Source organism: Streptomyces sp. NPDC104307 (genome assembly GCF_055584045.1).
Window position 1 is genome coordinate 55,685 of record NZ_JBVJMU010000010.1, and the last position, 21,559, is coordinate 77,243.

The following is a 21,559-nucleotide window of genomic DNA, read 5'->3' on the forward strand; positions in this document are numbered from 1 at the left end:
CGTTCTGGCTCCTCACCCTACCGGCCGTGATCCGGCGCTAGCGGCTTTCGTGCGCACGGCGAATCCGGCGGCCGAGCGGGTTCACTTACTACCTCGGCAGATACGGACTCGCCTTCCCGTGCCAGCTGATGCGCAGGGTGTCGCGGGCTCGGGTGGCGGCCACGAAGAGCAGGGAGCGCGCCTTCAGTTCCTCGCGGGCAAGACGCTTCGGATCGGTATCGCGGTAGCGCTGGACGAGGGAGGCGCGGGGGATGACGCCGTCCCGCGCACCGATGATGGCGAGTTTCTGGTATTCGAGGCCCTTGAAGCGATGCATGGTGCCCACGTGGATGTCGCCGTCGCCCTTGACACCGTCTTTGGTGAGTTCGGCGACGGTGAGGCCGGCCTCGGTCGCCAGGTAGTACATGACCTGGTTGGCGGCCTCGCGGTCGGCGACACAAACGGCGATGGTGCCGCGCGGGTCGCGAGGTCTGCCGCCGGCTCCGCCGGTGGCGTGTTCTTCTCGCCAGGTCTTGAGCGCGGCAGCGAGCTGGACGAGTTCGTCGTCCCAGGAATCGCAGGGAACGAGGTCCGGGGCCGGGCCGCGGAGGACCGAGCGGTAGCCGTCGAGGTTGTCCGTGCCGTCGTCGAGGTCATCAAAGGTGATCTGGGCGCTCTTGGGGTTCACCATTTCCATGGCGCGGTTCAGGATCTCGCGGGTGGTGCGGTAGCTGAGGGTGAGACGGGCGGCGCGGCCGCGGATGTGGACTCCGACGGTGCCCAGGGTGACTTGCTGGTCGTAGATGCGCTGGTGGGTGTCGCCGGCGATGAACATGTCGTCCTCGCCGGAGGTGACCATGGCGCGGAGCATCTTCCAGTGGGCGGGACGGAGATCCTGCGCCTCGTCGACGACGACGTGCTGGTAGCGGTGACCGAGGTAGTACATGCCGGAGCTGTCGTCACGGTGGATGAGATCCCTCCCACCGATCTCGTCCTTGTGCTCCTGACGGTCCTTGATCCTGGAAGCGCGCTGCATCTCGAAGCGGGCGGCGCGTTCGGCGGCCTGGCCCCAGGTTTCGCGGCTGTCCTTGTCGAGGCGTGTGGTGAACTGCTCCAGGATCTTCCAGATCCGGGCGCGGTCGGGACGGCTCACGGAGTGGCCGCGTCCCGCTCGACGGGCATCGAAGTACGCCTTGCGGGTACCGAGGGACTGGCCGAGAATCACCTGCTCCCATTCTTCGTACAGGAATTCCGCGTCCCAGCGCTTCTCGTCGAGTTCGACGAGGATCTGGCGGAGGGTGTTCAGGGCCACGCTGTCGGAGATGCGCTGCTTCCCTGCGCCGGAAAGCGTGTTCTCGCTGAGGACGCGGGCGGCGAGTTGGTCGATGTGCGTGATGTCGACGCGGGCGAGTTGCTCGGGTTCGAGGAGTGAGGCAAGGCGGGCGCGCAGGTCGGTGGTGAGGTTTTTGGTGAAGGTGGTGAGCAGGATCGGCTTGTTGTGGCCGTGGGGCAGCCTCTCGGCCAAGTGCTTGACCCGGTGCAGGGCGACGATTGTCTTGCCGGTGCCGGGCCCGCCGGAGACACGGAAGGGGCCGCTGTAGCGGCGGTCGACGAGCTTGGCCTGGGCGGGGTGGAGAAAGACCTTCCAGGCACGGAAGTCACCCTCTTCGAGGATGTCTTCGAGGGCCTCGTCGATGGTGGTGACGGTGGTACGGGCGAGCGCCGCGTCCAGGTCCTGCCGCTCGGACTCGTCGAGTTCGACCTCTACGGGTGCGGTGATCTCCTTGCGGACCTCGTCGAGGGTAAGACCGGCCGCGAGACCGTACAGGATGTCCTTGGTGAGGAGCGGGGCGCCGGAGACGAGGGCGTCGAGCTCCTCGCTCCCGGTGACCGCGAGGGCGAGGCCGATGAGTTGTTCGGCGACGCCGAGCTTACGGAGGTCGTCCGGGGCGAGGCCGGCCAGGAGCGGCTCGGCCTCCGGCACCTCGATTGTGATGGCCGCCGGTTCTGCCGTGGCCGGTACAGGAGCAGGCGTCTCCGGCTCGTCTCCGGCCTCGGGTTGCTCAGCCGGGGTGAGCGTCATTCCGGCCCGCTGGAGGACGCTCCGGCCGACCACCGAGAGGTCGACGAACTCGATCTCTCCCGTGATGCGGTTGATCGCGACGGAGAGTTCTTCGTAGACGTGCTTGCGGTGTCGTACGGCGACGACGAGCCACTTCTCATGGCCGTCGCCGTCGATGCCGATCTTGGCGAGGAGCGCCCGGTAGGACTGGTCGATCTTCGCCCGGTAGACGCGGCCGTCGCCCTTGAGCGGCTTGAGGTCGAGGCCGGGGTGATCGGGGTTCTGCCGGAAGCGGTGGGAGAAGTCGTAGAACTTGCCCTTGACCGAGCGATCGAGCTTGTACAGCTCCTGTTCGGCCTTCTCGTACAGGCTGAGCCGTGCGGTCATCGGCGGGTCGGGCCTTCCGTGTCGGGGAGCAGGGTGAGCAGAGTGTCGAGGTGGTCGAGCCAGTCGGCGGCCGTGCGTACGGTCCAGCCGTCACCGGTGTACGCGTCGTCCCGCTTGCGGCGTTCCTCGCCGTCGTGGCCGTCGGTGTCCACGACCACCGCGATCTTGATGCCATGGCCGGACCAGGCGAAGTCGGCCTGCCAGCCGCGCTCCCCCAGTTCGTAGCCGAACACCGGGGCCTTCTTGCCTCGTGCGGCGAGCTTCCTGGCAAGCCGGGTGAGGTCGGAGTCGGGCTCGTCCTCTTCGAGGAGTTCGAGGATGTCCTCGTCCCAGGCCGCGTCCCGGAGCAGGTCTTCGAGTGTCTGCTCGGCAACAGAGGATCCTGGGGGCGAGGTGGCCGGGAGGCGGTCAGCCCCTGTCGTCAGCCCCGTGGTCTCCGCCGGAGCTGTCGGACCGCTCTCCGCCCGGTCTGCCGTAGCCGGCTCGGGGTGCAGCCGGGTGATGAGCGTCTCCAGTTCGCCGACGCCGCCTCCGACGCGGAGGATGTCCACGGGGAAGTCGGCGGCCAGGCTGGTGGCGAGCTGTACGCCGTCGCCGCCGGTGAAGGCGAGGAACTGGAGGAGGTTGGACCAGTAGAGCCAGGACCGCCAGCGGAGTTTGTGTTCGGCGGTGCCGAGCTGGTCGCCGTCGTGGTCGTCGAGTACGGCGATGGCACCCCAGCCGACTCCGGCGGTTCCGTCCGGTCCGCCGGAGGGGTCGACGGTGTAGAGCAGCTGCAGGCCATGCTCATCCGTGGCGTGGAGGACGAGGATTTCCCCGCTCTCGGCGACGGGTTCGACGTTGTCCGCCGGGCTCCCGCCCCTCGCGAGGGAACGGAGTGCGCCGCGCAGCGTTGCGCGGGCCTGCGCGCGGTCGACGTTCTGCGCCAGGGGTTCGGGGGCGCTGAGGAGTCCGCCGACCAGAGCCTCGGCCAGCCGCCCCCACCGGGTGCGGGACGGGTCGCGGAGGTAGCCGAGGAGAGTGTCGATGGGATTGCCGAAGACGGCCCCGGCGAGTTCGGCGCGTTCACCCCCGAGCTCCTCGTACCAGTCCTTGGCGGCGTCCTGACCGCTGCGCCGGTAGGGCGGCCATACCGGACGGGCCTTGGCGCGTTCGCCCGTCTCGAAGAGCTCGATGTCGTCCCAGGTGATCTGGAAGACGAGAGCTCCGCCGGCCCGCAGTTCGTCCCGCTTCCTGCAGTCGGGCGCGATGCGGTTGTGCGCACGGGTGGCGTGGTAGCGGTGGCCGTCGAGGAAGACGTGCACCTTCTGGGAGGTGCCGTTGGTCTTTTCGAAGGTGAAGTCCGTGCGGGTGAAATCCTCGTCCCGCTGGGCGGTCAGCCGCCACGCGGTGGATCCGGCGAAGCGCAGGTTGCCGCTGTGTGTGCCGCTCTCCTCCAGGGAGGCGTCGTCCTGGCTGTTGCTCCAGGTGCGGAGGGCGGTGAGGAAGCGGGCCTCCAGATCGGACTCGACCTGCTTGTCCAGACCGATCGCCTCGGTCGTGGGGACGTCCGCGACCTGCCAGTGGTCGATGGGCTTCCCCTCGTCGTCGGTCAGCGGGCGGCCGTTCTCGTCGACGGGGCCGAGGAGGCTGTTGATGATCTCCAGGGCCTCGCGGCGCGAGACCTCGTCCTGGTGGCGTTCCTCGGCGTAGCGGTGGAGGCAGCGGTGGCAGGCGCGGCGCCCCTCGTCCTTGCAGGGGCAGTTGAGCAGCACGTCGCGCGCTTCGGCGAGGGTGTCGCGGAAGGCGGTGGGGCGGGTGAGCCGGTCGAGGTAGCCGGTGCCGCCGGGGAGGCGGTCGTACAGGACGAGGAAGTGCCGTTTCTCGCCGGTGGCCTTGTCGGGCATCCTGGCGAGGGTGGTGTCCAGGTGGGCGGGGTCACCGCCGAAGTGCCGGTCGACACCGAGGCGCAGCGCGGCCCGGAAGGAGTGGACCTTCTCGTCGACGAGCACGGTCGCGGCCGGGAGCAGGATGCGCAGGGCCTCCGTGGTGAGCTGGTGGGCGAGGAGCACTGGTTCCTGCTTCGGGGCGTCCGGCCCCTTCTTGCCCCGGCGCAGCGGGCACCAGGGCTGATGGTGCTTGACGGCCGGGTTGTGCACGGCGGAGGTGTCGAGGGCGTCGGTGTCGTGGTCGAAGACGGGTTTGCCGTCGGCGGTGGCCGCTCCGCAGGCGGTGCAGACGTGGAAGGGCGCCAGTCGGATGTCGTGTCCGGCGAGCTCGTCCTCGGCGCGTGCGTCGAACCGGAGCGGGCCGACGTTGATCTTCCGGATGACGGCCTTACGGGAGTAGTCGACGCCGAAGGTCTCCCGGGTGTGCCGCCAGGACGCCCCGGCCTCGATGTGCTCGGCCGGGATGTCGACCGCGTCGACGACGGTGTAGAAGCGCTGTTCGCGATCGTCCCTGTCGTCGCCGATCCGGGCGTCGTCGCGCTTGTCGCGGGAGGTGACGACGGTGGGTTCGATCACCTGGTGAAGGCAGGACCCGTCGTCGGCGATGCCGGTGCTGTGGCAGCGCGGGCACGGGGTGCGGTCGTCGGCGGCGTTCTCGGTGCGGACGTAGCCGCAATCCCTGCAGAAGCGCCAGGGCGTCCAGTCGGGCCGGGTGGAGCTGCCGATCTCGATGCCGGTGATCTGGTGCTTGTAGCCGTTGACGTAGAACGTGTTGCCGGGCGCGAGTTCGGACAGCGCGTAGCGGCGGGGCCGGTCGTAGGGGCGCATCTTGGAGTCGAAGCGTTCCCGGCCGGTCTTCGGGTCGGTGCCGTCGGGCCAGTAAAGGGTGGCGTTGAGGGTGGTGACGGAGTCGATGAGCGCGTAGTTCGGCAGCAGCCCGAGGTCGCAGAGGGCCTGCTGCGCGGTGGTGAGGCCGCGTTTCATCAGACGCTTGCCGACGGCGCGGTGTTCCGCTTCGAGTTCGACCTTGCGGATGCGCTGCTCGTCGTCGTTCTCATGGAGTTCGTGGACGGCCTCGTCGATGAACTTCAGCCTGCGCCGGAGTTCGTCCTCGCCGCGCTTCCACTGCCGTCCGGCTTCCTCGACGGCGCCGCGCAGCCCGCGTCCGGCGTAGGCACGCAGGTCGTCGGCGGCCTTGGGGCTGACTCCTGTGGGGAAGAGGCCGAGGAACGTCTCGACGAGTTCGTCGGCACCGCTGAGCGCGGCCTCCACGAGGTCGGCGAGGTATCCGGAGGGGCCGAACAGTGCGGGCGCGTCGTGCGGAATCGCCGCGAGCGGCCGTCCGTCGGCCCGCTCCAGTCGGCCCCGCGCGGCGAGGTCGAGGAGGTGGGCGAGGTACTGGCGCCGCAGGATCTCGATGGCCGACAGGTGGCTGCCCGGCGGCACGATCTGCCCGGCGATCATCTCGCGGGGCTGGTCGAGGTAGTACAGGTCCCGGCGGCTGCGGTCGGGGATGGTGAGGAGGAAGGCGTTGCCGGTGCGCCGGCCGGCGCGACCGACCTGCTGGGCGTAATTGGCGGCGCGGCGGGGCAGCGCGGCGAGCACGACGGCCGACAGGTCGCCGATGTCGATGCCCATCTCCAGGGTGGGGGTGCAGGAGAGCACGTTGGGGTCCTTGAACCCGCTGCCGTCACGGAACGCCGCTTCCACCCGCTCGCGCTCCGGGCGGGTGAGCATGCCGGTGTGCTCGGCGGTGATGACCTGGTACGTGCCGGCCTTGCGGTAGAGCCTGCGGTAGTAGTCCTCGCGGTAGTCGCGGTCGCGCTGGTGCCGGCCGAGTCCTTCCGGACGGGTTCCGGCGACGAGGCGGCCCGTGCGGCAGCGGTAGGCGGGGCACTTCTGGCCGTCCCACTGGGGCAGCAGGCCCGGGTGGACGGTCTGTTCCCAGAAGCAGGAGGGGCAGCGGACGAACGCCTCGTTGACCTCGCCGTCCTTCAGGAGCTGTACGTCGACGGCGCCCGGCTTGAGCCCGTAGATCCGCAGACTGCTGTCCTCCGGCGTGCGTACGGCGAGCAGTCCGGCTGCGACGAGTTCGGGCAGCAGCCGGGACCAGAATTCGGCGGCCTGCTCGCGCGGCAGCCCGAGGCTGCGCTGCGCCCAGCGCTCGGGCCAGGAGAGCCGTCCGGTGGCGAAGTCGAACTCGCTCTTGGTCTTCGGCGCGTTCAGCAGGAACACGGGTGCGGCGATGCCCTTGGGGAAGGCCCGCATGCCGGCGGGCCGTTTGCCCCAGATGTAGTAACGGCTGGTGCCTGCTTCCCTCAGGTATCCGTCCAGCCAGCGGTGGCCGATGGCGCCCCGGGTCCGCAGCCGTTCCAGGAAGATCCGCAGGAAGCCGAGGTACCGCGCGTCGTCCAGGGCGTCGGGGACGGGCAGGTGGCCGCCCTTTCCGTACGGCGCGGTGTGCGCGGTACGTACGAGCTCGACGGCGGCGACCGGATCGGCTATACGCACCTGGGCGGCGGCGGTCCGGGTGAGTTCCAGGGTGCGGCCGTTGCGGGACCGGAACCCGAACTCCATCAGCGCCTCGAACGCGAACCGCTCCCCGATCAGCTCCCAGGTCTTGTGGTCACCGCCCCGGCCTTCGCCGGACAGCAGCCGCTTCACGCCCTTGAAGTCGTGCAGGTCGGTGGGGACGACGGCGGCGAGCGTCGTACGGTCGGTGGTCGCGTCGACCACGTCGGCGATCAGGTCGTTCAGCGCGGTCGGCCTGTCCTCGGACAGGTGGCTCTTGAACAGGGCGCGCAGCGAGAAGGTGTACGAACGGCTCGCCACGAATCCCGCCCGGTGCGCGGCGTCCTGCACCGAGTCGTTGAACATCAGGGTCTTCGTCTCACCCTGCTCCTCGTCGAGCTCCCCGCCGGTGAACAGCTGGGTGACGGAGGCGGCGGCGAGGGCGGCGGCGCCGGTACCGAGGAAGCGGATCGTGTTGCGCGAGCCACAGGCCGGGCACCAGTCGTCCTCGGCGGCCCTGGTCGCGGTCTCCCCCAGGAACACCAGGACGAACGCGGAGTCGGATCCGGCGAGACGGGGGCTGCCCGTCTCGGGGTCGTAGTCCGCCACCGGGTCCGGCAGCCGCAGCCTGCGCTTGGGTCCGTCCAGGACACGGAGCTGTCCGGCCCCGGACACGCTGAGCGCGTTCGCGTCGGCCCGCCCGGCGGAGCGGCCCGCGCCCTCCATGGGCGCGGCCCCGGATCCCTCCTTCGCCTCCCCCTCGGTGGCGGCGATCAGATTACGGACCCGCATCTTGTCCTGGCTGACCGAGGCCCGCCGGATCTTGTGCGTGTCGACCTCGACGTCCAGGTCGTCGGACTCCGGGGTGAAGACCGCCCAGCCGGAACGGCCGCAGTCACGGCAGTACACCGCGGGCAGGAACAGGTTCGCGGTCTGCCCGGCGGTCGCCGTGGTCACCGGCGCGGTGTGCACCGCTCCGCCCTCGGAGGTCTCCGGTGTGCCGGCCGCGTCCCACTGGAACTCGGCCTTCGGCCACGGCAGCACGCCCCGTACGAGGCGGGACACCGACCGGGCCCACTGGTGCACCTCGACCTGTACGAAGGGGCGCGGCTTCTCAGGCGTGGACGCCGGGTCACGGGCCACCGAGAGCAGGGCGACGAAGCGGGCGAGCGCCTTCGCGGCCACCTCGGGACGCAGTGTGATGGTCCGGCCCCAGGACTGCGCGCCACTGCGCCACATCAGGTCGAGGACCTCGGGCACGGGACGCACCTGCCCGTCCAGGGCGTGCAGAACGGCCGAGGTCAGCGGGTGCCGCTTCAGGATCCGGCCGAGCGCGTGCGGGTCGGTGTCCCGGCTGCCGGTGACGGCCTCGGCGAGCGCGGCGAACTCCTCCTCGCCGAGCGTGGGGTCGGGCAGCGCCGCCAGCTCGTCGGGCGTCGGTGTGGGGACGAGGGGGTCGTAATCGGCACGCGGCACGAACTCGTCGACGGTCAGCCGCTGTTCCCCGATGATCGAGTCGGCGAGGAACTCGGTGCCGAACACCTCGGTCGCCACGTCGAGCAGCTGCCGCACGCCGTCGGCGTCCGTCCCTGACGCGAGGGTCGCGGAGGTGGCGACCGGGCAGATACGCCCGAGCGGGCGCCCCTTCTCCGAGGCCCCGACGGCGGAGGCGAGCCGGCGCAGCAGCATCGCCACGTCGGTGCCCTGCGCGCCGTCGTACGTGTGGAACTCGTCGACCACCACATAGCGGATGTCGGTGTCCGCCCACAGCGATGCGTCGGCGGCGCGCTGGAGCAGCAGGTCCAGCATCTTGTAGTTGGTGATCAGGATGTCCGGCGGCGTCACCTGCATGTCGGACCGGTCGGTGAACACCCGCCCGTACCGGGTGGACGCCCGGTCACCGATGTACAACCCGGCCCGCACCTTGCTCAGTTCGGGGTGCTCGCTGAGCAGCCCGTTGATGCGCTGCGCCTGGTCGGTGGCGAGCGCGTTCATGGGGTACAGGAACACGGCCTTCACCCCGCCGCGCCCTGCTGCCCGCTCGCGCGCGCAGTGGTCGAGCACGGGGTAGAGGAACGACTCCGTCTTGCCGGACCCGGTACCGGTGGTGACGAGCGTCGGCCGGGGCGTACGGCCGCCGGCGGAAGACAGCCGCTCGAAGGCGACAGCTTGATGCGCGTACGGCTTCCAGCCGTCGGTACGCCGCCAGTCCAGGTACTCCTCCCAGGACGGGTCCGCATCGACGAACGGGGTACGCAGCCGGAGGAAAGGCCCCCGGAACATGCCGGAGTTGTCGTCCCCCAGGAACCGGTGCAGCGCCTGCCGCGCGCCTTCGTCGGTGAGCGCGTAGGTGGTGGACAGGTACTGGAGCAGGCTCTCCTTGAGCCCTTCCGCTTCGAGCGTCGGCCTCACGGCTTGGGCACCTCCTGCTTGACCGGGCCCCATTCGCCGGCGGCCACGGCGGCGTCGAGGCGCTTCTGGAAGTAGGCGTGCGCCTCACGCATCTCAGTCTCGCGGTCGGCCTTGTAGAAGGGGGCGGTGTAGCCGTCGGGGACGGGAGAGGCCTCCGGGTTGCTCAAATGGTGCTCCAGCTGTTCAAACACTTTCTTGCGCCCTGACCGCGCCTGCATAAATCCATACACCTCGAAGCGACTCGTAATTCGACGACCCTTTGCATCGAAATACATATCGTCTTCGTAATCGCTCATTGTCCCATAGCGTGACCCGTACGCGGAAAGTAGCCCGTCCGCCGAAATGCCGAGCCAAACGGCCACCAGCGCATCAATCTCTACCAATCCCGCCCGGCGAGCATATTCAGACCGCAGGGGTGTCTCCACGCTCCAACCCGCCCCTACACTCCCGAGGAGGGGAATCAAAGGCCAACGAAATGCCCACCTCTCCCTTTCGCTCCACCGGGGATCGAAAATTTCACCCCAGAGGGCAGCATAAGCTGACGTCAGACAGTTGAGGCGCAGAGTTCTCAGAAGTAGCGCAGAGGCCAATGGGTGATGCGGTTCCGCGAATGGCATGGACTTGGCATCCGCCACGTCCAGATGCGCTCGTCCAGTTGCCCTAAGATAGTAATCCAACACCAAACTGGCCCAGAAACCAGATTGTAGCGCCGTAAGCCTATTGTCCTCCAACGCCACACTCCGAACCGCATGAACATGCGTCGGCCCTGGGGGAATTAGAGCAGCAAATAGACTACGCTCCCCATTGTCTGGAATCATTTCACGCCACGCGAGACGATAGCATTCACTAAATGGGCGCTTCGCCAATTCGCACAACAATTCCGCGTACCGCTCAGATTCGAGACCCTCGATACCTCCCTCATGTTTCCCGACGAATGATGCGAGCATTGGATTCCCGATGTACCGCGCAGCAACTTCTTGTCGCCCCAGGGATTCAAGCTCTCGAAAAATTGAGCGATCAACCCTTCGCCTCTGAGCTGCCACGAATTCTTCCCGGGTTGTCGCGCCACGCACGTATACAGTGGCTGGCACCGAGTCAGCCTGCAGATCCAGGAGATTCCACGGCTGATCGTTATTCTTCATGTGTGGGGGCTGCTTAGCAATTGGTGTCGCAACACCAATCTGCGGGCCCTTCAGGATTACTTCTCGCCAGTCCTCCGGGGAGGATGTATCTTCTCGAATGACCCCGGATCGCTCTGCCGTTGTTTCATTAAATCCGCCATCAATTTCCTGAACGCCCAAGCGTCGTTCAGTTAGAGCCAATGCCAGTAGCGCCGCATTCTCCGCCGACGAAACAGGGTACCGTAGAGGGGTGCGCTGAATTGCTTCACCTTCACTACCCGAGAGAGAATTCCACACGGCCAGCAGGCTCGCATTGACATGGACGATTCGCTTACGATGTGGCCGAGTGTCCCACTTCCCGCGATATTTGATCCCTGGAGTCTCACCCGTGCCATCATGCAAGAAGGACTCAAGGAGCGTGGACGCCGCATACAGGTGACTTATATGCGAGAAATCAATTTCACCAGCCTTAGCATCGTAAATATGAACCCCAAACTCAAGCGTTCGACTGGCCTCAAATGCCCAGTTCTTGCCATTGATGAAACTTCCGTGCACCTTAAGGCGCCGATAGGCCGCTTCACGGAGTGGACCGCTACTCGACCCCTCGAAATGAGTGTCCGGATGAATCAGTCCAACGATGCCACCGGACGAGGCGTGATGCCAGGTTTGACAAATGAAACCACGGTAAAAATCGGGGCGACTTCCAAAAATTAGAGGATAAACCTGAGGCGCCTTTAGATAATTAGAAGTGGAAGTAACGCTTTCCACCTCCCTGTTGATGTAGGCGCGGAAGTAAGGCTTTGAAATCGCTCGCTCACGGCGTGAATCACGCTCACCTTCGGTTTGCGTCTCAGCGAAAGTAAACCAAGGATCCGACTCCGCGAGAACAGAACCCTCCTTCCAATCCGGCCGCACCCAAGGCGGGTTCCCCACCTGAAGGTCGAACCCCCCGCCCTCCGCAAAGGCCAGCCCGAAGTCCAACTCCCAGTGCAAGAACCCCTGCTCCTCGGCGATGTCCGTAACACCCCGCATCCAGGGGAACCGCTCCTCCGGATGCTTGAGGTCCATCCCCAGCAGGTACGGAAGGCTCAGCTCAAAGTCCTTGAGCGCATCGAGGTGGGCGAAATCCGTGAGCAGGTCGTTCTCGTCGATGTCGACCGTACCGAGCATCGCTTCCAGGAAGTCGATCCAGTCGTCCAGGTCCACCAGCGGAATGACGTCCCGCCAGTCGCGCGGAGCCCGCTTCGCCGCCGTCTTCCTCGGCTTCGCCGGTACGCGCTTAGTCGCCCGCGCTTCGCCGTCGGCGTCCGCGAAGAGCAGCGATTCCTGAACGCCGGATTCGGTCGCGAACAGCGACGTCTGCTCGGTGAAACGCGCCACCGGAACAACGTCCAGGCGCGTCGGCTCATCCACCGCACCGGCCTCAGGCCGCTCCCCCGCCGCCGGCTCCTCATCGCCGACCACCGACCCGGCGGCCCCGAACATCTCCCCCAGAAGCTCAGCAGCGTTCACCGCCTCCTTCGGGTCATACTCCGACGCACTGCCGTCCAGCAGCGCGGCCTCACCCGTCGGCCAAAACCACAGCGCGCACCAGGCGTCCATGACCTGCTTCAGCCGCCAGTACGGCGACCCGACGGCCTTGAAGAGCTCGGCGTACACCTTCTCCTTCGACAGCCGGGCGCCGCTCTCCCCCTCCACGCCGCCCACAGCCTGACGCAAGAACGAGAACTCCTCGTCCTTCTCCGGGTCCGCCTCCCACACGTCGACGGTCCGCGCGATCTCCCGCTCCGACAGCTCCATCCGCTTGACGACGAGCGACCACAGGAACTCCGCCCGCCGCGCCGCGTCCCGAAGCCGGGTGTACTGGGAGGTCGCCTCGCGCCCCGCCTTCCCCACGAGGATCGGCTCGCCCGTCTTGACGTTCAGCCGCCGCTTCGGCTTCTGGAGGATGCCCTTCTTCCACGCCTTGAGCTGGTCGACACCGCCCCCCGCCAACTGCCCCAGCAGCTTCTTCGCGTCGCCGCTCGCACCCGTCACCGCCGCCCAACCAGGCGTGGGCAGCAGGAACTGGTGCACCGCCCCGTCCGGCAACGGCTGCCACTCCCCGCCCGCCTCGTTGTTCCGGAAGGGCAGCGGGGTCGGCGCCTGGGTGTCCTTCGCGTTAAGCCACAGCGCTTTACCCTTCCACGGCGCCACGTCCCCCGCCGCGTACACCGAACGCCGCCCCCCGATCAGCGAGTTGCCCCGCCGCAGGTGGAGCCCGAACCACGGCGCCCGCATCCCCGGGTGCATGGTGTTGAGCCACAACGACACCTCGGCGAGCTCGACGCCCGTCGAGTTGAGGTCCACGCCGTACGCGTTGTGCAGCGCAATGTACGCCTTGACCTTCTGCTTCTCCGTGAGCGCCTCGGACGTCGGGATCGACGTGCCCAACTCGTCCTGCCGTCGCCGCAGATACTCCTCGGCGACCTGGTTGATCGCCTCGTTGAGGAACGCCCCTGAACCGAGCGCCGGCTCGCAGATGCGGTACTTCAGCAGCTCCGAGGCCCGCGTCTTGATGACGTTTCCCTCGGCGTCCTTCTCCTGGTCCAGGCGGTGCTTGAGCGCCAGCTCGACGGTGACCTGGGTCAGCGACTCAGGGGTGTAGTACGACGCCGAGGTCTCCCGGTCGCGGCCGGCGAGACGGTAGACGAACGTCCCCGCCGGGTACTTCTTCGGCCCGCGCAGACCCTTCTCCTCCCGGTCCCGCTCGTCGTACTCGACCCGGGTGTTCTCCGGGTACTCCTTGAGCCGGTGCGAGGGGACCAGCCAGGAGCCCTTCTCCGGGTCACCGCCCTTGGCGACCTCGCTCAGTTCCTCCTCGGCGATGATGCCGGTGTACGACATCAGACCCTCGTAGACCGCACCCAGCTGGTTGATACCGAGGTTGCGGTACGAGATGAAGCCGCCGCGTTCGCCGCGTCGTTTGGCCTTCTTCATGGTGAGCAGGCGCAGCACCTCGTGCAGGGCGTGGTTGCGCAGGCGCAGGTCGAGCCAGGCCGGGCCCTCGGGGCCCTCCTCGTCGCGGCGCGGGTCGCGGGTGCCGAGGCCGACGAGCCTCACCGATGCCGGTTCGAAGAGTTCGCTGCGCAGGGGTTCGAAGCGCAGGCCACGGCCCTCGCTGCGCTGCCTGGCCTTCTTCTTGCGGGTCTCCGCGTCGTCGTCGGGACGCTCGTCCCAGGGCTCGGTGCCGTACTGCCGGTGGCCGTAGTTGACCTTGTTGAACAGGAGGTCGAGGGAGGCGTGCAGGTGGAATCCCTGGCGAGCCGTCTCGTCCGTCAGCTGCGCGTCCCGCTCGACGAGATCGCGGAGGCGGGCCACCGAGTAACCGGCCTCGTAGGTCCCGTCGTCGGCCGGGAGGATGCCCAGTTCGGGGCGGGCCTCGGCGTACAGGAGGAACAGGACCCGGTAGAGGTAGCGCAGTGCCTCGCGGGTGAGCTGCCGCGCGAAGGGGTCCCCGGGCGTTTCGAGGTCGCGCGGTTCGAGACCCGTCTCCTCCAGGCGGGCCAGGACCTCGTTGGCGATGATCTCAACGGACTTCTGGAGGCCCTGGCGCAGCTCGCCGGAGACGCCGACCGCGTTGTCGCGGGACGCCTTGACGAGGGCGTCGATGGCGGGGCCCTTGCCGTCCTCGGCCGGAGCGAGTGCGTCGTGGCTGAACAGGCCCGCGATGGTGGCGAGTTCGCCGGACTGCCTGCGGTCGTAGCGCTCCAGGGCGGAGTCGAGATTGGCGGCCAGGTAGCGGCCCTCGCCCCACGCCTGCCGGTCGGCGAGGACGATCACGCCGCCGCAGAGCAGCAGGACGAAGCGCGGGGCACTGCCGCCCTCGCCGCCCAGCTCGCTCTGGAACAGCCAGGTGGCGAGTGCGTACCCCGACTCGTAGGTCTCGCCGCTGCCGACCGTCCGCACCAGGTGCAGCAGACGGCCGTAGGAGTCGGCGTCCAGGGCCGTGTCATTGCTCGCGGACCAGCCGCAGTCGACGGCGACGATGCCGTCGCCGTGCCAGGCGACAGGGACAGTGTGGTCACGTCCGGCCCGGTGGACGGTCAGCTCACGCTGACCGGAGTCGGCACCCGCCTGTACGTACCCGAGGGCGGCGAGAACCTTGCGGTGCCAGTCCTCGACGCGTTCGCTCCACTCCTCGTCCTGGTAGGTGTGGAAGAACTTCTCGTACCCCACTGAGTCGGGGCGCTCGTCCTCCTCGGTGTCCGCCTTGGCCTGCTCGGCAAAGAACCCGCGGTACTTCTCGTCGAGGTAGACGGACCGCAGGCCGCGTAGGGCGACGCGCGGCGTGACGCGGTCGTCGTTCTCGTCGGACTCACGGTCCGCCCAGGCCGCGAAGACGCCCTTCTTCAGGCCGTCGGCGAGCTGCTCGGCGAAGTAGTGCGCAGACAGGTACTCGCCGCGGTTGGAGAAGGAATCGAAGTCGGTACTCATCGGGCGGTCGTCTCTCCGGCGTCGGGCGTGGCGGTCTCAGCGGGTACGGCGGTGGGCCGCGATGCCGACGTGGCGGCAAGGGGTTCGAGGACGGCGAGGAGCCGCAGCAGCGGGGCGCCGGACGTCCGCAGCGACCGGACCAGCGTCTTGCGCCTGCTCGCCGTGAGGTCGACGTCCTGTTTGACCTTGGACGACCGGCGGGCTGCCGGCGTGAACAGCGCCGTCTGCTGCCACTCCGTGACGCGCTTCTCGTACGGGGCGAGGACGGCGTCGATCTCCCGCGCGTACGCGCCCTCGCGGTCGGTCAGGAAGCGCCGGGCCTCGGCGACCGCGTCCGGCACGCGTGACTGGAGGAGTCCGAGGTTCACCGGGGTGGCACGGCCCGGCATGCTGGGGCCGACCCGGCAGGCAGCGAGGAAGGCGTCATCGATCCGGTGGACGCGGGGGGCGTGCGGGAGACCGGTGACGGCCATCCACTCCACGACGGTGGGACGCCCGGCCTTGTTCGAGTAGATGCCCTGGAGCAGATAGACGGGGCCGTCGAGTGCGGCGGCCAGCTCCGGATCGATATCGGCCGCCTTGTCGTGGTCGGGATCGAAGGCGAGCACGAACGCCTCGTCGTGGCGGAGCGCCGCGAGCGCCTTGTCGGTGACCCAGTCCAGGACGGGGTGCACGTCGGAGACGTAACTGACGTTGGGCCACTGGCTGGCTGAGTCCTCCCGGGCCACCTTGAGCCGCTTGGCGGCAAGGCCCTTGTCGAAGGTGAGGCGGATGCGGCCTTCCTTGTTCGCCGTGGGAAGGATCTGCTGCTCGGTGAGATACGACTTGGGCAGGGCCTTCAGCCGATGGAGGAGATCCGACGGCGGCTCGAAGGCGATCGTGCCGTCCTTCTCACGCCGCAGCTTGAGCGCGATGTCCGGGCTGATGGGGTGACAGACCTGGCGGAGGGCCTCGTCGAAGTAGCCGGAGGTCGCGTCGGTACCGCCGCCCGTGCCGAACAGGCTGGGCACGGTGGCGCGCGGCACGTCGTCCGTCTTCTTCTTCGCTCCGATGTTGCCCATCAGACGACCGAGCACGGCCTTGACGCCACCGCCCGTCGAGGACTGCTTGATCGACTCCTCGACGGTGCGACCGGCGATGAGGTCGCGGGTCAGCCGGTCGTCCTCCTCCTTCGCCCGGTAGATACCGGTGACCGCCTCCGCGGTGCCCTCGATGCGGTGGGCCTCCTCCTCGCGGGCGAGGAGCTTGGCGCCGACCAGGCGGTCGTCCAGCGGCAGCGGTTCACCGGTCTCGTCGTCGGTGCGCCACTCCACGTCACTGGTGAGCACCAGGGCCCGGAATTGAGGCTTCTTCTCCTGCCCGTACCGGTCGATGCGGCCGTTGCGCTGCTCGATACGGATCAGCGACCAGGGAAGGTCGTAGTGGATCAGCTGGTGGCACTGCTGGTGCAGGTTGACACCTTCGGAGGCGACATCGCCGGTGAACAGGAGCCGTACGGGTGTCGTGCGCAGGCCGAAGTCCTCGACGATGCGCTTCTGTTCATCCTCACCCGTCGCGTCGCCGTGCATGACCTCGACGACCCCGCCGTACGCCTTCCACGGCTTGGCCTTCTTCTCGCCCTCCTCCAGCTGCTTCGCCGGGCGGAAGCCGAGGCGGGCGGGGACGGTCTCGGCCAGCCACTTCAGGGTGGGGACGCGCTCGGAGAAGACCACGACACGGGTGTCGGAGCCGGGGCCGACACCGATCTCCTTGAGCGCCTCGACCAGGGCGTCAAGCTTGGACGAGTCGTCGCTGCCGAGATCGCCCGCGAGGCGGGTGAGGTCGACGATCGCCGTGTGCTCGATCTTCCGCGCTGCCTCCAGCTTGACCGGGTCCTGCCCCTTGCGGGCTTTCAGAGGCTTGGCAAGGGTCTTGGTCCGGGTCTCGATCGAGGACTGGAGTGCCCGGTGGGAGGAAAGGAACGCCTTCAGCAGGTTGTAGGCGATCATCGGGTCCACGCACACGGAGGAGGCCGCCCGGTCGCGCGGAATCCAGCGCGCGGCCAGCTCCTCCAGGACGGCCGTCTCCTTCGCGGTGGCCTTGGCGATCACCGGCTGGGACGGGCCGCGGTCCGCCCAGACGCCCTTGAGGGAATCGCGTACCTCGGGGTCGGTCTTGGTGCGCCGGATGTAGAGGTGCCCCAGGTCCTTCACGTCGTAAGCGGAGTGGTCCGCGATCGCCGCCTCGTCCAGCATGCCGATCAGCTCGGCGAAGGACTCCCCTTCACCGTTGTGCGGGGTGGCGGAGGCGAGGACGAGGGCGTCGGTCCGGCGGGCCAGGAGCCGGGCGAGGGCGTTGTTCTTCGTTCCCTTGTTGACCAGGTTGTGGGACTCGTCGATGACGACGGCGTCCCATTCGGTGTTTTCCAGGTGGTGGGCGTAGACGTCGCTCTTGAGCGTGTCCACGGAGATGATCGCCCGCTTGAAGTAGGCGAACGGGTTCCGGCCGGCCGGGATGTCCTGCTGGATCCGCTGGATACCGGTGGAGTCGAGGCGGACGAGCGGAATCGAGAAGCGGGTCCACAGCTCGCGCTGGAACTGCTCCAGGACATGCGCCGGGGTCACCACGAGGATGCGCTCGCCGCGGCCCCGGCGGATCAGCTCGGCGAGGATGATGCCGATCTCCAGGGTCTTGCCGAGGCCCACCACGTCCGCGACGAGAACGCGGGGCTGGGGGTTCTCCATGGACAGGGCCAGCTGAGCGGGGCGGAGCTGGTGCGTCTGCTGATCCATGAGGAAGTTGTCGGCCAGTGCGAGCCCCTGCTCGGTCTGCGACAGCGCGGTCTTGCGGATGACGGCCTCCAGGTAGAGGCGCGCCTTGCGGTGGTTCGGGGAGGAGTCGGGGACGAGACGCGTCCGGTCCGGGTCGAGCGGCTCGATGTGGTCGAGCTTCTCGTAGAAGACGGCGTCCGTGCCGCGCACGAGGGAGGAGACGCCGGTGACCTCGACCATCCAGCCGTCGTGCGGTGTGTCGGCGACCTTCTTCACCAGCCACTGCTCGTCGCGCACCAGGACCTGGGAGCCGGGGGCGAACCTGGGGCGGTGCGAACGCGGCGCGGAACCGGCCGGGGTGTCCGCGTGAGCATCCCCTGCGGCCTGCTCGCGGTACGCCGAGTCGAAGGTCCCCTGCTCCGTGGCCGCGTCACCGACCGCCGCCGAACCGCTCACGAACCGCTCCGCTTCCTCATCGTCCCTGATGTCCCGCATACCGCTCCCCACCGCTTCTTTCACATAGTTCTCGCGTGCCACGGGCGGCGGCGCAGCGGTGCCGGGCCTCCCGCCCACTTCCCCCTAGCAATGCGGGCGCACACCGGTGCCGACCGCTCGGACCCGTTACAGGGCCGCTTGCATCGCGTATCTGGCCCTCAGTTCCTCGGCCACCTTCTGCGAGGCCGGCTTCCGGCCGGGTCTGCGGCGGGGCTCGGGGGGCGTCCGATCCGTGGGGCGGGGCGTCTGCTCACCGGCTCGGACCTTGGCCGGCGGCGCAACGGGAAGCCCGGCATCGCCATCCGCCGAGGCCGGAGACGCCGGCTGCTCCTCGTCGTCAGGTGGATCGCTTCGGTCAGGGCGGTCCAGCGGGCTGTCCAGACCCTCCTCGTCCACGACCGGGGTGTGCACGTCGAGCACGTCGACGCACTGCGTGGTGATGCGCTCCCACACGGCCGGCGAAGGACCCGGCCAACTCTCTCCGGCCTTCCCGGGGCGGGCCGAGACGTCGATCAGCGCATACCGCGCCTCGACCGGCGTGAACCCTGAGCCCTTGATCAGCTCCACGCACTGGGCGGTGACTTCGGTGAGGCTGGGCCGGTCCTCCGGAGCATGGGCGAACATGCCTGCGACCAGTGGGACGAGCACCCCCGGCAGCCCGGAGAGGTCCGGCGGGTGAGTCTCGTCGGTCACCTTGGCGACGATCGCGGGCCAGCCGTTGCCCTCGTACGGGTAGCGGCCGGTCGCCGCGTACAACAGAACCGTGCCCAGGCCGTACACGTCGGCCGGAGCCTGCACCCGGGAGCGGCCGAGCGCCTGCTCGGGCGGCATACAGCGCACCGTGCCGACGATCATGCCTTCCTGGGTGAGCGTGTTCTTGCCCGCGTCCATGAAAGCCCCGAGACCGAAGTCGATCAGGATGGGGCCGTACTCGCCGAGCATGACGTTCTGCGGCTTGAGGTCGCGGTGCAGCAGGTCGACGGCGTGTACCGCCTCCAAGCCCTCGGCCAGCAGCGCGCCCAGACTGGCCACGAGCGCGACCGACAGGGTTCCGGCGCTCTCCACCTGTTCCTGGACGGTACGGCCGGGCACATACTCGACGGCCATCCATGGCCGGTCGGCGTACGGATCGGCGTCGAGGAAACGGGCCACCCGGTTGGTCCCGACGACCGTCCGGGCAATCAGTGCCTCTTTCTCGAAGCGCGCTCGGGTCGCCTGGTCGAGCCTGTCGTTCCTGATCACCTTCACGGCGACCGGGTCACCGCCCGGCGAGTAGGCCAGGTACACCTGCCCCATGCCCCCCGCGCCCAGTTCCCGCTCGACCGTGTACCGGCCGATTTGCGTGGGCACCTCAGTCATGTTTTCTGCGTCACCCTCTCGCGCCGCTCTCGTGGGGGCGCGTCACGCCTTCACAGAAGGTTCACTCTAACGCTCCGGATAGGGGACCGTCAGGGGCTTGTGTCGCTTGACATGCGCGAATACGGGGAGCGGGCCGAAACTCGACCCGTCGGCCCCGCGAGGAGGGCATTCGCGCTGGAATGCCGACGGCCCCGTCGGCGGGTCACCAGTCAACGGGGCCGTCTCGCGCGGTGGGCGGCTCAGGCGCCCACGGAGCCGTCCTTCACTGCGGACACGAAGGACGACCAGTCGGTCGCGGTGAAGGTGAGGGCGGGGCCGTGCAGGTTCTTGCTGTCTCGCACGGGGACAACGGCTCTGAAGTCATCAGCGATCTCGAGGCAGGCGCCACCATCCTGGTTGCTATAGCTGCTCTTGCGCCAGGTCGCGGCGCTCAGGTCGATGGATCGCACGACAGTTCCTCCAACATGCGCAGGACGAATTTCTGAGACTCGGCTGGGGAGAGCGCCAGGTCACGCGTCGCATCGTACGCACGTTGCATGCGCTCCACCGCAACGCTTTCCTCGTGGAGTTCCCCTCCGTACCCATGTTCCGTGTACGCCACAGTTCGACTGTCCGGCAGTCGAAGAAACCAGACGTCAGTACTCGACAACCCATGCAACCCGGCACTTTGCGGGAGCACTTGAAGCGTCAGGTTCGGCCGCTCTGCCATCTCGGACAGATACTCGAGCTGGTCTCGCCACTCCTCCGTACTTCGCAATGCCGTCCGAAGAGCCGCCTCCGACAGGATCGTCCGGAACGGCGGCGCGCCTTCTCCCTCCAGCAGGTTCCGCCGTCCCATCCGCGCCTCCACCTGCTGCGTCAGCCGTACCCCGCTGAACCCGCCGGACGCCAGCAGCTCCCGCGCGTACCCCGGCGTCTGCAACAGCCCCGGCAACACGCTCACCGCGAAGTGCCACAAGCTCGTAGCCTCCGCCTCCAGCGCCATGTACCGCTGGTACCGCTCCTTGAACTGCGACTGATCACTGATCGCCAGCTCCCACAGGGCCAGCAGCAGCCCCGGCGTCCCGTAGTAGTGGTCCAGCGCCTGCACCACCTCCGGGCCGCCGACCGTCTCGCCCTTCTCCATTTTCCCGAACAACGACCAGTCCCAGCCCAGCCGTTCGCCGAGCTGCCGCAGACTGTCGCCGCGCGCGGTACGCAGGCGCCGCAGCTCCTCCGCGAACCGTGCCCGTGGTTCCCTGCTGCGGCTTGTGACCGCCCGCCTCGTCGGCATCGCGCCCTCCGTGGAACGTGTGGAACGTGGCTCACCGGCCGGGGAAGCACCCCGCGCTCCCGGTGTGTCACACCCCTGACCGGGCCATTCTCGTATCGAGCCCCTCACGCACCGTAATACCAGGGTGCGTGGCCAGGCAGAGGAATCCACGAAAGAACAACCGAAGGAAGAGCCCCCATGACGCCGCTCTCGCCGCAGCCGTCCCTCCCCCGCAAGACGCCCCGGGCCAACGCCTCCGTCCCCCACGCCGGCGACGCGGCAACGGCCAAGATCCAGGAGGCCGTCGATGCCCGCGACGTCCTCGCCGCCGCGCTGAGTGGAGCCGGTGTCCAGCTGCCCGCCATGGATGTACGCACCCCCTGGCGGGATGTGGAAGGCGCTGGCAGCGCCCGGCCGGCCGGTTACGCACTCGTCCACCTCGGCGTCTGCTCCGCCCCCGTGGCACACGCCCTCGCCGCGGTGATCAGGAACGGAACGACCAGGTGACCGACGACGGCGTCCCTAGCGTCGGGACAGCCGTGCATGACATCGGGAGCGGCCGGGTGGGCCTGGTGATGGGCCACGAGGGTCCCTGCCTACAGCTCCGCCCGCTCGGCGGCGGCCGCGAGTGGGACGCGGACCCGGCCCGCCTGCGGCCGCTCGGCCCCGCCGAGTTGCTGAGCGCCCGCGTCGCCGAGGCCAACGCCCGCAGCCGTACCGGCCTCGGTGTCGGCGGCATACGGGGATCCTCACAGACCGGCCGGGCTGAAGAAGACGCCCCATGACGCAGGGTGCATGCATAACCGGTGCGCGCCTACCGCGTCGCA

Annotated in this window: 9 protein-coding genes; 2 read left to right on the forward strand and 7 right to left on the reverse strand. The window is 68.4% G+C overall.

Annotated elements, in window-relative coordinates; genetic code table 11:
- Positions 1-88 precede the first annotated feature (88 nt).
- The 7 genes from ACZ601_RS24180 to ACZ601_RS24210 form a co-directional block, all read right to left on the reverse strand.
- The gene (locus tag ACZ601_RS24180) at positions 89-2,428 is read right to left on the reverse strand and encodes a UvrD-helicase domain-containing protein (protein WP_469541332.1); all 2,340 of its coding nucleotides are present in this window, start codon (positions 2,426-2,428) and stop codon (positions 89-91) included.
- A complete protein-coding gene (locus ACZ601_RS24185; RefSeq protein ID WP_469541335.1) occupies positions 2,425-9,279 on the reverse strand; it encodes a DEAD/DEAH box helicase in 6,855 nt (2,284 codons plus the stop codon). The genes ACZ601_RS24180 and ACZ601_RS24185 overlap by 4 nt, the downstream gene beginning before the upstream one ends.
- Positions 9,276-14,876, reverse strand: a complete 5,601-nt coding sequence (locus ACZ601_RS24190) for a hypothetical protein (RefSeq protein ID WP_469541338.1) — start codon at positions 14,874-14,876, stop codon at positions 9,276-9,278. The genes ACZ601_RS24185 and ACZ601_RS24190 overlap by 4 nt, the downstream gene beginning before the upstream one ends.
- Positions 14,873-18,121, reverse strand: coding sequence for an SNF2-related protein (locus tag ACZ601_RS24195; RefSeq protein ID WP_469541340.1), 3,249 nt, complete (start codon positions 18,119-18,121; stop codon positions 14,873-14,875). Before ACZ601_RS24195 ends, ACZ601_RS24190 begins: the two co-directional genes overlap by 4 nt.
- A 126-nt stretch (positions 18,122-18,247) precedes the next feature.
- On the reverse strand, positions 18,248-19,480 hold the full coding sequence (locus ACZ601_RS24200) for a serine/threonine-protein kinase (RefSeq protein ID WP_469541343.1): 1,233 nt from the start codon (positions 19,478-19,480) through the stop codon (positions 18,248-18,250).
- A gap of 239 nt (positions 19,481-19,719) precedes the next feature.
- Positions 19,720-19,929 carry a DUF397 domain-containing protein gene (locus tag ACZ601_RS24205; protein WP_469541346.1) on the reverse strand — a complete coding sequence of 70 codons (210 nt, stop codon included), beginning with the start codon at positions 19,927-19,929 and terminating at the stop codon, positions 19,720-19,722.
- Entirely contained in the window at positions 19,911-20,753 is an 843-nt protein-coding gene (locus tag ACZ601_RS24210) for a helix-turn-helix domain-containing protein (RefSeq protein WP_469541349.1), read from the reverse strand. The genes ACZ601_RS24205 and ACZ601_RS24210 overlap by 19 nt, the downstream gene beginning before the upstream one ends.
- Before the next feature lie 177 nt (positions 20,754-20,930).
- Between ACZ601_RS24210 and ACZ601_RS24215 the strand changes: the two genes are divergently transcribed.
- Positions 20,931-21,239, forward strand: coding sequence for a hypothetical protein (locus ACZ601_RS24215; RefSeq protein WP_469541352.1), 309 nt, complete (start codon positions 20,931-20,933; stop codon positions 21,237-21,239).
- Positions 21,236-21,517 carry a hypothetical protein gene (locus ACZ601_RS24220; protein WP_469541354.1) on the forward strand — a complete coding sequence of 94 codons (282 nt, stop codon included), beginning with the start codon at positions 21,236-21,238 and terminating at the stop codon, positions 21,515-21,517. The genes ACZ601_RS24215 and ACZ601_RS24220 overlap by 4 nt, the downstream gene beginning before the upstream one ends.
- Positions 21,518-21,559 lie beyond the last annotated feature (42 nt).

Bases quoted from the DNA above. Each gene is read 5' to 3' on its own strand.
- ACZ601_RS24200 (WP_469541343.1), bottom strand. From the start codon at position 19,480: ATGACTGAGGTGCCCACGCAAATCGGCCGGTACACGGTCGAGCGGGAA.
- ACZ601_RS24195 (WP_469541340.1), bottom strand. From the start codon at position 18,121: ATGCGGGACATCAGGGACGATGAGGAAGCGGAGCGGTTCGTGAGCGGT.
- ACZ601_RS24190 (WP_469541338.1), bottom strand. From the start codon at position 14,876: ATGAGTACCGACTTCGATTCCTTCTCCAACCGCGGCGAGTACCTGTCT.
- ACZ601_RS24210 (WP_469541349.1), bottom strand. From the start codon at position 20,753: ATGCCGACGAGGCGGGCGGTCACAAGCCGCAGCAGGGAACCACGGGCA.
- ACZ601_RS24180 (WP_469541332.1), bottom strand. From the start codon at position 2,428: ATGACCGCACGGCTCAGCCTGTACGAGAAGGCCGAACAGGAGCTGTAC.
- ACZ601_RS24215 (WP_469541352.1), top strand. From the start codon at position 20,931: ATGACGCCGCTCTCGCCGCAGCCGTCCCTCCCCCGCAAGACGCCCCGG.